This window comes from uncultured Nostoc sp., assembly GCF_964245575.1.
GTDB lineage: Bacteria > Cyanobacteriota > Cyanobacteriia > Cyanobacteriales > Nostocaceae > Nostoc.
In genome coordinates, this window is sequence record NZ_CAXTNP010000018.1 from 1 (window position 1) to 12,640 (window position 12,640).

Annotated in this window: 15 protein-coding genes and 3 pseudogenes; 7 read left to right on the plus strand and 11 right to left on the minus strand. The window is 41.2% G+C overall.

All coding sequences use genetic code 11. The features are described 5' to 3' along the window. The first annotated feature begins 128 nt into the window (after positions 1 to 128). Positions 129 to 995, plus strand: coding sequence for a carboxylating nicotinate-nucleotide diphosphorylase (gene nadC, locus ACFFAP_RS04755; RefSeq protein ID WP_375510144.1), 867 nt, complete (start codon positions 129 to 131; stop codon positions 993 to 995). A gap of 133 nt (positions 996 to 1,128) precedes the next feature. On the opposite strand, the pseudogene ACFFAP_RS04760 reads toward nadC, so the two are convergent. The 7 genes and pseudogenes from ACFFAP_RS04760 to ACFFAP_RS04790 all read right to left on the minus strand — a co-directional run. After that, a pseudogene (locus ACFFAP_RS04760) lies at positions 1,129 to 1,453 on the minus strand (sensor histidine kinase); the annotation flags it as partial. A gap of 455 nt (positions 1,454 to 1,908) precedes the next feature. Then, positions 1,909 to 2,097 (minus strand): transposase, encoded by a 189-nt coding sequence (locus tag ACFFAP_RS04765; protein WP_375510145.1) that lies wholly within the window; start codon positions 2,095 to 2,097, stop codon positions 1,909 to 1,911. A 351-nt stretch (positions 2,098 to 2,448) separates the two neighbouring features. After that, positions 2,449 to 2,619, minus strand: coding sequence for a hypothetical protein (locus tag ACFFAP_RS04770; RefSeq protein WP_375510146.1), 171 nt, complete (start codon positions 2,617 to 2,619; stop codon positions 2,449 to 2,451). Between the two features lie 41 nt (positions 2,620 to 2,660). Next, entirely contained in the window at positions 2,661 to 2,843 is a 183-nt protein-coding gene (locus tag ACFFAP_RS04775; protein WP_375510147.1) for a hypothetical protein, read from the minus strand. 231 nt (positions 2,844 to 3,074) lie between these two features. Further along, positions 3,075 to 4,250: a DNA double-strand break repair nuclease NurA gene (locus ACFFAP_RS04780; protein WP_375510148.1), complete on the minus strand. Its 1,176-nt coding sequence runs from the start codon at positions 4,248 to 4,250 to the stop codon at positions 3,075 to 3,077. Between the two features lie 535 nt (positions 4,251 to 4,785). Beyond that, positions 4,786 to 5,571, minus strand: coding sequence for an HAD family hydrolase (locus ACFFAP_RS04785; protein ID WP_375510149.1), 786 nt, complete (start codon positions 5,569 to 5,571; stop codon positions 4,786 to 4,788). 98 nt (positions 5,572 to 5,669) lie between these two features. Next, positions 5,670 to 5,826, minus strand: a pseudogene (locus ACFFAP_RS04790) (manganese ABC transporter ATP-binding protein); the annotation flags it as partial. Positions 5,827 to 5,828: 2 nt separating this feature from the next. Here ACFFAP_RS04790 and ACFFAP_RS04795 point away from each other — a divergent pair. From ACFFAP_RS04795 to ACFFAP_RS04815, 5 genes and pseudogenes are all read left to right on the plus strand, one after another. Beyond that, a pseudogene (locus ACFFAP_RS04795) lies at positions 5,829 to 6,200 on the plus strand (metal ABC transporter solute-binding protein, Zn/Mn family); the annotation flags it as partial. Between the two features lie 129 nt (positions 6,201 to 6,329). Beyond that, positions 6,330 to 6,662, plus strand: a complete 333-nt coding sequence (locus ACFFAP_RS04800; RefSeq protein ID WP_375510150.1) for a hypothetical protein — start codon at positions 6,330 to 6,332, stop codon at positions 6,660 to 6,662. Between the two features lie 115 nt (positions 6,663 to 6,777). Then, complete coding sequence (locus tag ACFFAP_RS04805) at positions 6,778 to 7,515, plus strand: hypothetical protein (protein WP_375510151.1); 738 nt, start codon at positions 6,778 to 6,780, stop codon at positions 7,513 to 7,515. 22 nt (positions 7,516 to 7,537) lie between these two features. Continuing rightward, positions 7,538 to 8,230, plus strand: coding sequence for a prolyl oligopeptidase family serine peptidase (locus ACFFAP_RS04810; RefSeq protein WP_375510152.1), 693 nt, complete (start codon positions 7,538 to 7,540; stop codon positions 8,228 to 8,230). A gap of 671 nt (positions 8,231 to 8,901) precedes the next feature. After that, the gene (locus ACFFAP_RS04815) at positions 8,902 to 10,248 is read left to right on the plus strand and encodes a GTP-binding protein (RefSeq protein WP_375510153.1); all 1,347 of its coding nucleotides are present in this window, start codon (positions 8,902 to 8,904) and stop codon (positions 10,246 to 10,248) included. Between the two features lie 47 nt (positions 10,249 to 10,295). On the opposite strand, the gene ACFFAP_RS04820 is transcribed toward ACFFAP_RS04815, so the two are convergent. Then, positions 10,296 to 10,442: a hypothetical protein gene (locus ACFFAP_RS04820; protein WP_375510154.1), complete on the minus strand. Its 147-nt coding sequence runs from the start codon at positions 10,440 to 10,442 to the stop codon at positions 10,296 to 10,298. Between the two features lie 191 nt (positions 10,443 to 10,633). Between ACFFAP_RS04820 and ACFFAP_RS04825 the strand changes: the two genes are divergently transcribed. After that, positions 10,634 to 10,891: a Calvin cycle protein CP12 gene (locus tag ACFFAP_RS04825; RefSeq protein ID WP_375510155.1), complete on the plus strand. Its 258-nt coding sequence runs from the start codon at positions 10,634 to 10,636 to the stop codon at positions 10,889 to 10,891. Here ACFFAP_RS04825 and ACFFAP_RS04830 read toward each other — a convergent pair. The 3 genes from ACFFAP_RS04830 to ACFFAP_RS04840 all read right to left on the minus strand — a co-directional run bounded on the left by ACFFAP_RS04830 (position 10,888) and on the right by ACFFAP_RS04840 (position 12,576). Continuing rightward, positions 10,888 to 11,706 (minus strand): TlyA family RNA methyltransferase, encoded by an 819-nt coding sequence (locus ACFFAP_RS04830; RefSeq protein WP_375510156.1) that lies wholly within the window; start codon positions 11,704 to 11,706, stop codon positions 10,888 to 10,890. The genes ACFFAP_RS04825 and ACFFAP_RS04830 overlap by 4 nt on opposite strands. Beyond that, positions 11,707 to 12,141, minus strand: a complete 435-nt coding sequence (locus tag ACFFAP_RS04835) for a DUF29 family protein (RefSeq protein WP_375510157.1) — start codon at positions 12,139 to 12,141, stop codon at positions 11,707 to 11,709. A gap of 234 nt (positions 12,142 to 12,375) precedes the next feature. Beyond that, entirely contained in the window at positions 12,376 to 12,576 is a 201-nt protein-coding gene (locus ACFFAP_RS04840) for an element excision factor XisH family protein (protein WP_375510158.1), read from the minus strand. Between the last annotated feature and the right edge of the window lie 64 nt (positions 12,577 to 12,640).

The following is a 12,640-nucleotide window of genomic DNA, read 5'->3' on the forward strand; positions in this document are numbered from 1 at the left end:
CCTGCTTAAGCCTGTCAACTATTTTTCCAAAAATATTTTGGACTGCTTTTGAGTCTCCATAAAAGCCTTAGTGAGTAAGGGTTATAGGCTATAGTATTCTTGTAAATCACTAAGGAAGTAATAAAGTTGTGAGGAATTCTGGTGTTTTGCCGCCCTGGCTGGTTTTAGATCCATTATTGCGTGGCTGGTTGATGGAGGATATTGGCAGGGGCGATCGCACAACAAATACCCTACTAGTAGAAGATGTGACGCTAGGTTTGGCTAAATGGGTAGCTAAAGCTTCTGGGATAATTGCTGGCTTACTAGTTGCAGCTAGGGTGTTTCAGATTTTGAATGAAAAAGTCAGTTTTGTGGGGGTTGTGGCTGAAGGTACATGGTGTGAGGCGGGACAGGTAGTAGCTGAAATTCATGGTTCGCTGGATGCACTGCTTATGGGGGAAAGAGTCGCGCTCAACTTGGCTATGCGGTTGAGTGGGATTGCTACGCTAACTAATATATATGTAGAGAAAATTGCGGATTTGCCTGCTCAGTTGGTGGATACGCGTAAAACTACACCAGGGCTGAGACTGTTGGAAAAGTACGCAACTGCTTTGGGTGGGGCGATTAATCACCGCATGGGGTTGGATGATGCCGTGATGATTAAGGATAATCACATTGCGGCGGCTGGGGGAATTGGAGAAGCTGTTACCTGTATTCGTTCTCAGATTCCTTATCCCTTAACTATAGAGGTAGAGACGGAAAGTTTAGAGCAGGTAAAAGAAGCTTTGAAGCACAAAGCTGACATTATTATGTTGGACAATATGCCTTTGGATATGATGCGTCAGGCGGTGCAGTTGATTCGCCAGCAGGATAGCCGGGTGAAAATTGAAGCTTCGGGGAATGTGACTTTGGAAACGATTCGCGGCGTGGCGGAAACGGGTGTTGACTATATTTCTAGCAGTGCGCCTATTACTCAGTCGAAGTGGTTGGATTTGAGTATGAGGATTGTACTTTAAATAAAGAAGCCGAATAATTCCACTGCAAAATCGGTGTAATGTTGCATTTGGGCAGGCTCAAAGTTTAATAAAATACAAGTAAACTCACCAGACTTTTTCTGCGGGGCTTATTAAATTCTGTTTAAATTGGAATTTAAATCCAGAATTCTGTGCCTTTTCCTGGTTCTAATAGACAATTCAAAATTCCACCATGTTTTTCTACTACAATTTGGTAGCTAATTAGACAGCCCTAGCCCTGTTCCCTTACTCACTGGTTTTGTTGTGAAAAAGGGATCAAATAAGCGTTTTCTAATGTCTTCCTCTATCCCTAATCCGTTGTCAGCAATTCGGATTACAACGAATTTCCTGTCTAAAATTTAAGTCCGAATTATAATTTGCGGTTTCTCAGTTGTTTTTAAATTAACCATTGACTCTTCTTAAGCATCGATTGCATTAGTCAAAATATTCATAAATACTTGATACTAGTTTCATCACTTGTTTAGGTATAATTTTTTTTATAGTTAAAATAAGTGAATACGTTTTTCGCAAATTTAATAACGATCTCAATGGAATATTATTGAGCTAGAAACTGCCTAATATGAGTTTCCATAAAGACTGTTTATTTTCCGAATAAATACGTAAAAAACGTAATATTAAATGCAAGAATTATCTACTATTTTTTACTGAATAAGCTAGCTAGCTGTTGACTTAATTCCCTACTAAATAAAGGTTTCCCAAAAAAGGTGTAAAGTAAACATTTATATTTTGAATGAAAGATAAGAAGTGTTATGTAATACCAATTCTTTATGAAGCTGCGCTAAATAAGGCTTCAAGGATAAAGTCGTAAGAAGTAAGAGAAGCAATCATCTCAGGTGTAATTGCTTTGAGGGCATCAGTTAACTTCTGCTGTAGTTGTGCGAGGGTTTTACAATTTTCAAGCTTGGAGTTTAGATTTGAGAAATTCCCAAAACCGCTCAATTGGGTTAAGTTCGGGAGAGTGAGGAGGTTGAAAAATCGGGATAATGTTATCTGGACAATCGAGAGCTTTCGCTTTGTGAAAAGCCCCTTGATCGAACTGGATAACCGCGATATCATCGCCAAGATCAGCAGAGAGTAACTCCAAAAAGTGTTGGAAACTGCTTCCCCATTGAGGTAGGGAAACTCATAGAAAAAGCTGTATCCACTTAGGGGTTCTACAACTCCGTATAAATAAAAATTTTCACGTTGCCATTGACTTAAGCCCACGGGTTTAACCCCTTTAGCAGTGATTAAACGTCCTGCAATTGTCTTTAATCCTAAACGTGTTTCATCTTGACACAAGTACCTCAATCGTTTGCCGCTTCCATTTTCCTCCTGTAAGAATTTGAATGCTAAAGGAAGTTTTTTTTAAAGTGAGATAGACTTTCACTCTTGTTGTTTGATGCTTTGAGGACGAGGCACTTTTAACTTCGCACCCAAACGGTTGTGAACAACTTCATAGACCGTTTTGTAGGCAATCGAAAGGCCCTAATTCGCTCTTGAGCCATTGTTGAATTTGGCCATAGCTTTGAAACCCAGATGATTCTTGCAACTGCTGTTTCAAGCGTTCTAAGTCTGAACCACTGATGATCGGAACTTTTCCGGGTGCATGTTTGACTTCAAGCAAGCCCTTTCGTCCTTCGTCTTTATACTTCCTCACCCAACGAGTTATGGTTGCTTCATCACGGCGTTAACGTTCACAAGCGCGATCGCCTGCTGCTCACTTGCCCACTCTTGAGCCAATAAAGCATTTGCAATCAATCGAATGCTGCTTGCTTGTGTGGCATGTCTGAGAGCTTTCTCCAATTCTTCTTGGCTTTCTGAAATCTCGATTTGAAATGGACGACTCATAACAAAATTACTAAATGCACCCATCTATAAGTTTGACGTAGTTTGGCGCATCTTCATACAGAATTGATATAAGGGCAGCACCTTTTGCTTAACAGCATCAATTCCTTAATCTGCTTAAGATTGTTTGCCAGGGTATTGTGCCTGTTTTGCTATCTCTAACTTGGCTGACGTGTCAGTGCTACTAACGGAAATACATGTAAACACCATGAATTCGGATGGCTGCAATAGTTCCTAAGCAATACTGCCCCGCTTTCTGGCTTCTTTGTAAGAAGTTCCGACATTTTTCAGACCAGCTTTAATCATTTGTTGTTCGAGGAGGGCAAAGAAACGCGTTCTATCGCCACCTTTTACCACTGCTTGATTATGGGCTTCTGCGATCGCTACTGGGTAGCCATATCCTTTTTGGACTTGTGCTAGCATTAGCCCCAATGCTTGGTCTAATATGGTTACATTCTCTGCTACCCATGCTGGAACTTCAATCCGGGCGATTTCAGTCCCAACGTGGACATAGCAAAAGTAAATGGTTTGGTCTCCGTAGAGTTCGAGAATGGGGGAATTACTTCGCCACAAGGTACTGCGTTGTCCTGGTTTGAGTCGGGTTGCCCAAACAGAAGTATCTCGCAGCTGTTCAAAAATTTTACAAGCTACTTTTTCTAGCTGATTTGGGCAATAAGTTTTACAGTCTGGCGCTGGATGAGGACAAGCTAACAAGCGTAAAAAGTTCATTGTTTCGATGCTGCGAGAGGCGCTAAGATAGCCCATCAATGGAATTTGAGCATCACGCATTTGCTGCCAAGCTTCCAGGATGGGGGGTAAAATGCGATCACGTGCATCCAGTGGCAATTGTTCTAAAAACCAGTAAATTAAGGAACCATCTACCATCGCCAATGCTGGTGCTTCCCCTTTGGCTGCACATGCAAGTTCTGCCAACACCGTTGTTTCTGAAGCAGTGCGGCGAAAACTCATCCATTCCTCGGTTCTAATTCCCCACTGCCGAGACATATATAAATCTTCCGGGCGATAAAATACCTCTGGCAAACTATCGAGTAACGGATGACGATTTTGCCCGTAGTGTAAAACTACTCTACCGATATTTAAAAGATAACAGTAAGCAATTTCGTGATGGTTGGGGGCAATTTGGGAACCATCGGTAGCGATGACAGTATGAATTTTTGGAGGAACTGGGATATCAATGCAGGTTTCTAACGGCTCAATTGGGGTAGCATTAGCAAAGAGAATGCGATCGCGCCATTTTTCCTGGCGATCGATTAAATCTTGTTGAGACTCGTAAGCATTTTTAAGATGTTGTTGCGCCAATTCTAAACGCTGACGACTGGCAACAGCTTCTAAAGTAAGATGCTGACTTAAACCCTGCATTTGTCGCGCCAGTTTTGTAAGGTCAAGCATAAAAGTAAGTGCTAAGTGAGGAATGAATAGTTATGAGTTATTATTTCACCTAAATCGAAAAACGTAAGCTTCTAGTTTCTAATCTTTGCTATATATCTTAATACGCTTGGGTTAAGGAGAATCGTCGAATCGTAGGTTGCGTTGAGGAACAAAACCCAACATTTTCGATGGTTTGTTGGGTAACACTAAAGTTCAACCCAACCTACTAGTCTATATCATTAATTCTGAGGGGTGAAAAAGTTCGTAGTCAGGACTTTATTCCTGGATTTTTAAGCACGCTTTGTGCTTACTACGAACTCATCAAAGTTAATGGGACAGACCACTACGCAGTTTATGGTTTTTGACTAAAATTCTCTTCAGACGACTAAATAAATGATTTCAGTCCACTTGAGTGGACTTGGGTTATAAGCCAGAAACTTAAGTTCCTGGCGGGATATCGATAAACGCAACAATTTGACTATTACAGAAATCTGGACAATGACAAGCCCTTTTAGGGTAAAGGTATCAAGAGATTATTGCAACGTATTTCATATATTTAAAGCCAAGCAGAGAAATCTTTGGAAAAGTGAGATAGTGATAGCAGATTAATTCGCGGATCATTTTGGGCGGCTTCCCGTTCTGCTTGGGTATTATAACCCCAGTCTGCGAGGAAGAGTTTCACATCTTCAAGGTCTGCTTGCTGTTGGACTAACTGCAAAGTCTTGAGTCTATCTTCTACAAACCAGAGACTAACTGCCTTGTTTTCTGCTTCCGGCTTTAAATTTCGCAGAATTTCATATTTAGGACGCTTGACTTCTTTGCCAATAATTGCTTCTGCTGGTAAATTCACTCCTTCTTGTCGCAACAATTGCTGGACAAAACGCCCTTCTTTAGTTGTCACAATGTATAGCTTAACTCCACTGTCAAGAGTTAATTTGATTTTTTCTACTACACCTGGATAAAATCTATGCAGACTTAGCCAACCGGCTAAATCGGTGGTAATCCATTCATCCCGGTGGTTATCTAGTTTCGCAGCAATTTCTTTTGCTTGCAGCTTGTCATCTAACAAAAGTTTTGGGGCGATGCTTGCCCATTCATGAAGAATTTTCTCATCAGGAATTCCATCTACCAAGGCTTTGATTAAAACGGGCATTTCCCAACCCGTTTCAATTATAGGTCGTAGGCGATAGAATCTTAAAGCTAAATCATCTGGTGGTGTGTCGTTAGCAAAAGACCAAATTTCACAGTAGGTACGCCATGCTACCTCAAAATATTCAATTAGTCCATCGCAAATGACTCCATCAAAGTCTAGGGCTAAAATTGTGGGACTACTTGCTGTCATTGTTTTGAGGATGAAACTGCTGTTGCCAGCTTAACTGAACTAGGAATGATTTGTTGTATCACAACTGTAGGCAGGAAAAATAGTCTGGATGATTGCAGGCGATCGCAATATTCGCTCATCCCAACTCTTTGCTATGGCGTTTTTTGCTACTTGGCGGCTAACTGTCGAGAAGCTACGCAACGAGCCTGTTTTCTTTACCCGTCCCATCATGACTACATCCCAGACGGTAGCGGGGTAAGTCCAGTCAATTTGGCTATAAGCGCAAACTGGTGACAACCCATGATGCATTCCAATATTATGGACATGCTTATGGAATTGCGATCGCAGCTACTTTAATTGGCATTAGTACCGAAGAACAACCAAGCGCTCAAACAGTCCAGCGATTGGTGGAGTCAATTAAAAAAATTGGCGTTTCTACAATTTTTGCTGAGACTACAATTAACCCCGCTTTAATTAAAACTCTTGCCCAAGAAGCAGGGGTAAAATTAGCACCAAATCAACTCTATTCTGATTCAATTGGCGCTAAGGGAAGTCCAGGAGATTCTTACATCAAAATGATAGAGGCGAATCCCCGTACAATTGTAGAAGCATTAGGGGGGAAATATACCCGATTTCAACTAAAGGAGTAAATTCATCAGAGTAAATATCTAACCTAAGACGTGTTTTTCTCAAAGTCTCTCCAGAGAAAGAACTCTTTGTACCCTCGATTTTCTAAGGTGTTATTAGTAAAGCTAGATTTTTCAATATCTGAAAAAGCCATGACTGAGAATAATCAAGAAAATCAAATTAATCAACCAGTAAGTGAAGATACACATTTACGCGAAGAACCGAACGTCAATGAAAGAAACTTAACAGCGAATCCTGGAGATAGAATTGCTGATGAGTCTCAATCTGTTGAAGAAAAGGCTAAACAGGTAGCTGTGGATGATGTACCAGATATTACAGGCGACAAAATCACAGTCCCAACTTACTTCGTTGTAGATGAACCCGACGGCACACAGAAAGCACTCCACCACGTTAAAGATGCTGAAGAAATTTCTGACGTAATTCGGGCAGCACGACTTGACGAAAATGGAAATCGAATTTGGTGATAGTCCTTCATTGAAGAGACACGGGGATACAGGGATAGGGAGAGTTGTTTCTTTGTGTCCCCATATCTATTAATTACGCAATCAAAATCTGGAAATTCTCCCAGGATAGACGGTAATGGCAAATGTCACAACTACCAAAGAGTTGGCATATTTTAGTACGCCAGAAATTAAAAATAAAATTTTAGAACTTGTTAAGGGCCACGATGTAGAGCCGTTAAAGACCAAAGTAGAATTTTATAAAAATGAATTAGCACCATATTTTGCAGAGTTGAGCCGACGTAACCCTTTTGGCAAAGTTGCAGAGCAAGTGGCGATCGTCACGGGAGTATGGGTGCCAATATGGTCTACTATACCTTTTCAAGATATTTTACCTGGTAGGATACACGAGCAGTCTTACCAAATTTTTCATAATGATGGTTACTATGCAAATATTGCCCGCTATGCACCAGGACATCAGTCTGGTTTTTGGCAAAAATTTGCATTAAAACTACCAGCTTACGATTTAATGGTGTTGCAAAAGTATTCCATTAGAGATGAGCAGTGGGATATTAAAAATGTTGGAATATTCCAAGCATTGAAGAATAGAGAAATTCCATTGACAATTGACGATGCAGACGAGTGGTTTACAACAACAGTCGAATCTAAATTTAAGGAAGCAGCGTCAAACATAGACTTACGGCAAGAACTCAAATTAAAAGATATGGACAGAAATACTGTCAAGAAATTTGAAAAAGCCTACCTAGCTACTTCTTTTTTAGAGCATCTATATATAGATAATGATTTTCGGTTAGTTAAAACTCAACGAGAAGCAACACAGAGGCCAAGTTATACTATTGCTGTTCGCAAAGATTGAACTAACAAAATTTTTTAATGCTATGCCGCCACGACAACGACAAGTTAGTTCTATTGACAGCTACAACTACCTAGTATTTTTGCCGGATAGGGTACATGCAGACGCAGGCGATGTCTACGACGGGCTACGCCTACGCAACGAAATACAACAGCTACTTTTGCCAACAATCCTGTTTTTACATGGTGCGGGTGAGAGAGGTTCTAACTTAGATAATCTGAAAAGGCACGGCGTCGCCAAGATTGTAGAACAACAGCCGGATTTTCCCTTTATTGTCATTTCTCCCCAATGTCCGCGCGGTGAATATTGGAATGTAGATCGATTGAGTGCCCTTCTGGATGAGGTTATTGCATCCTATCCTATTGATCCAGATCGAGTTTACCTGACTGGCTTAAGCATGGGTGGTTACGGAACATGGCATTTAGCAGCAGCACAGCCAGAACGATTTGCTGCGATCGCGCCTATCTGTGGCGGTGGTAACCCACAAGCAGCACGTAATCTGAAAAATCTTCCTGTGTGGGCATTTCACGGAGCCAAAGATAATGTAGTTCCCTTAAGCGAGTCTGAAATCATGGTTTCTGCACTCAAAGCCCGCGACGGGAATGTGAAATTTACAGTTTACCCAGAAGCCAATCACGACTCCTGGACGCAGACATATAATAATCCAGAGTTGTATAAGTGGTTTTTACAACATGGACGGCAGCAGGCTGTAGGTTAAGGATATCTTTCTTTGCATTAGAATAGACTCTAAATTAAATCAGAATCTATACTTGTATTAGTATTTATTTTGTTCTTACCTAAAAATCCATACTTATATATAACTCCTATTTGATTTTTGTCAAATATATATACTGAGAGCAAAAAGCTGATCCGGCTAGCTCTCAGTCAGCTTGGCTTTTAGAAAGCAAATGGAATTGCTATATAAACTGGCATTACTAGGGTTGCATTATGCTTTTCTCTAATTCAAAAACTAGCTTGAAAACTGATCAAAGAAATAATAAAATATGCAGATTTTTTTGACTCCGACTAACATTGTGCTGCTCACTGGATATTTAATCACTCTACCGATTCTTACATTGATAACTTTATCCTTCTTATTGCCCTTATTCACTGCTAGCTTATCCGCTTCCATTGGAACCTTGCACCACTCTACATCGATTCCTTGAATAGATGATGCATCTGAATGTAAATATACTGGGAGAAACTGGCGCGATCGCAAGTGTTGGGATAATCAACACAGATCCCATGTTCTGAATGGACATTGCACTAAGAGGTATGCAAATCATCAGAACAATTGTCTAATTTGACAAAATAGGCTAACAGTCTAGGAATTAGATCAAAATGGATATGTAGCCTGTTGTTTATCCAACCTTGAATCAACCTAACTTCGTGCGAAATCTTCAAGAAACTCACTTAAATCGTGCCCGCGCCAGTCTCAGACAAGCGCTGTCTTGGTATGGATATCTTCGTAAGTCAGGACAGCTTTCATCCAACCCGGAATTGGCAGGTTTGTTGAAACCAGAATTGGAAGCTTTGAATTCCACACTCAACAAACTGGACTCTAACGTTATTAGAATTGCTGCCTTTGGTTTAGTGAGTCGGGGTAAATCGGCAGTTTTGAATGCCTTACTGGGAGAGAAGATTCTCCAAACTGGGCCCCTGAACGGTGTCACTCAATGGCCCCGTTCCGTTCGTTGGCAGCCAGGGGGTAAGGTACTAGTAGAGTTAATTGATACCCCCGGATTAGATGAAATTGAGGGTGAGTCACGGGCGGATATGGCGCGAGGAGTAGTACATCAGGCTGATTTGATTTTATTTGTCGTTTCTGGTGATATCAGCCGCACTGAGTATCAAGCACTGCTGGAATTGCGGCGATCGCAAAAACCCTTGATTTTGGTGTTTAACAAGATAGACCTTTACCCAGATACAGATCAGGGAGCGATTTACCAAAATTTACAACAACTAGGTGCAGGACATCCTCAAAGGAAACCTCTACTACCTGATGAAATTGTCATGGTGGCGGCGGAACCAGCACCAATGGAAGTGCGGGTTGAGTGGCCTGATGGTCGTGTCAGTTATGAATGGGAGACACCACCACCGCAAGTAGATGAACTCAAAGAGACAATTCTGAATATTCTCAATCGGGAAGGGCGATCGCTTCTGGCTTTAAATGCACTGATCCAAGCACGGGATGCAGAAGCCGCGATCGCTCAAAAAACCATTGATTTACGCGAACAAGAAGCCGAAAATATCATTTGGCAATTTACCAAATACAAAGCTTTGGCAGTAATGCTCAATCCCATCGCCTTTTTAGATATCCTTGGCGGAACTGTTGCCGATTTGGCTTTAATTCGCGCTCTAGCTAGGTTGTATGGTTTGCCGATGACTAGTTACCAAGCCGGGAAAATTTTAAAAACGATTTTATTTAGTTCTGGTGGCTTATTGCTGGGAGAATTAGGTAGCAGTTTGCTTTTGGGTTTGGGTAAAAGTACTGCTGCAATAACCAGTGGTGACAATCCCAGCAATATTACTGCCTTTGCTGGCAGTGCGATCGCTCAAGCTGGTATCGCCGGTTATGGTGCATACTCCATTGGCAAAGCCGCTCAGGTGTATCTCGAAAAAGGCTGCACTTGGGGACAGTTAGGCGCTAGCAGCGTCATTCAAGAAATTCTCTCTCAAGTTGACCAAAATACAATTCTGTATCGGTTGCGACAAGAGTTAGGCATAAAGTATTGAGAATCAATAAAAATTGTTTCGCCTTTGTTGCCGTTTATAATTAATTATCAACTTATATCAAACTCTTCTGACAATTGACTGACATTCCGAATTTGGGATGCAAGACTGAGAACATGACCATCACTAGCACTGACTGCACCTAGTGGAATTTCCTTAGCTTTTTGAATCAAAGATGATAAGAGGGTAATTCCCACTCAAATTTGCTAAAAAGATGGCGGTGTTTACCACTACCTATTGTGGGAAGCCTATCTAAACTGGTAATGTGAGCCAGCCCGGTCTTCTTGCTCCAACAAAGAGGGACTGGCGAACCCCGAGGGTGAGCTTTTTGGGGTCATTGAAAGCTCACAGTTAATATCTATCTCTGTAAATTAAAGGTAAAAGTATCATGACAAATACCCTAAACTCATTTGAAACTGCTGGGGCAGCAAATATGGAACAAGCCATTACTGACGCCATTACTGAAGCCCGCACAACTTGTGAGCTAGATGGCAATTCTGCTGATTGTGCCGTAGCCTGGGACATTGTAGAAGAATTACAAGCTGAGAAAGCTGATCAACAGCAAGCAAAATCAAAGAAAACCTCTTTGGAAAACTACTGCGATACCCATCCTGATTCCGTAGAATGTCTAATCTACGACGTTTAACTCTTCCGTAAATCAGTTGTTGCTGATTGCGTTATTTGCTTGATTGCCTCTAAATCAGGTGGTGGCGTTTCACTTTCGATTCCCAACCACAAAAGATATTCAATATTCCCAGCAGGGCCAGTGATCGGCGACCAAGTTAAGCCTTTGTATTTCCATCCTAATTCGTGGGCGGTTTGCAACACCTGAAAAATGGCATCAGCTTGGTCGTTTGGATCGCGCACAACGCCTTTTTTACCCACACGGGATCTGCCGACTTCAAACTGTGGCTTGACTAACAATACAGCTTCTCGATTAGCTTGAGTTAGTTGCCACAAAGCAGGCAGAATCTTCGTTAAAGAAATAAACGATACATCGACCACCGCCAAATCAGGAATCGGGTCGTTTTCGCCATATAACTCATCTGGTCGTAGTTGCCGTAAATTGGTGCGTTCCCGCAAAATCACCCGCGAATCATTTCTTAAGAGCCAGTCAACTTGTCCGTAACCAACATCAATACCGTAAACTTTTTTTGCTCCAGCTTGTAAAAGACAATCAGTAAAACCACCAGTAGAAATCCCACCATCTAAACAAATACGCTCTGCTACGGGAATGGCAAATACTGACAAAGCTTTGGAGAGTTTTTCACCACCTCTAGAAACAAAAGGCGATCGCTCCTTAATATTTATTTGAGCAGTAATATCAACTTCAGTACCAGGTTTATCAACCAACTGCTGATTAACAGTAACTTCCCCCGCCTGAATTAGCCGTTGTGCTAAGGCGCGAGAAGAACATAAATTTAACTCTACTAATAGTGTGTCGAGTCGCTGTTTAGCCAATTAATTAGACTCTCCTGGTAAGATTAAAGCCAAAGCACGATTGATAATTTCTTCTTGGTTAACCAGCTTTTCTAATTCTTCTGGCTCATAACGACCTTCTTCTACTTCTAGCGTTGCTTCATCAATGGCATTTAAATAGGCTTCTGCTAAGGTTTCTAACAATTCTTCTGGCGTGAGATAATAACCTCCCGCTTTACGCCGCTTATTTTCTCGTTGAATTTCCCGAACTGAATTCCGAATAGAGACTTCCCAAGAGCGAGTCGTGCGATTTTCAGCTTGTTGTTTAATCAGATGCAACAGCAAAATCACTGCATAGCTACGAATCGCCTTGATGATGTCATTTCGGCTCATTTCTGTTAATTCTTCAACTATAATCAATGCTCCTTGAACATCGCCTTTAACAAGTAAGTCTTTTAGGATTAATAATTCTTCCATAATCAGCGCCTCAAAGCTCGGCAACTTCTATTGTGGCTTATGGCGGTTCTAGTTCAGATAACATAAGCTAATGCGTTTAATCTATGAGCGATCGCTTCCTTAGCCAGTCGAATTCAACTGTTAAGCTTAAAATAACGCTAAAGGACTTTTTCTTTCCTAACCAGTGGCCTAAGACTACGGAAGATTTCTTATGTCATTAAGACAACCTCGTTACAGCAAAGAAGAATTTGCTCGTCAAGGACTCAGAAAACTTTTAATTTCAACAGCTATTTTTTGATTATCCCTCTCAGCAGCAATGGTAACTCTTTCTGCTCCAATATCTACGTAAAGTTCTCTACCTCCGTATGCGAGGTATAAGGGATCGTTGGTTATTGTCCAACCATCTGCTGTAAGTGCTTTAATAACTGCGGCATGATAGATATCTCTGGCTAGCATTAGTCGAAGATAACTCCAATCACACAGCTTTAATCTAGCAAAAAAACTATTTTACAGAGGTGCG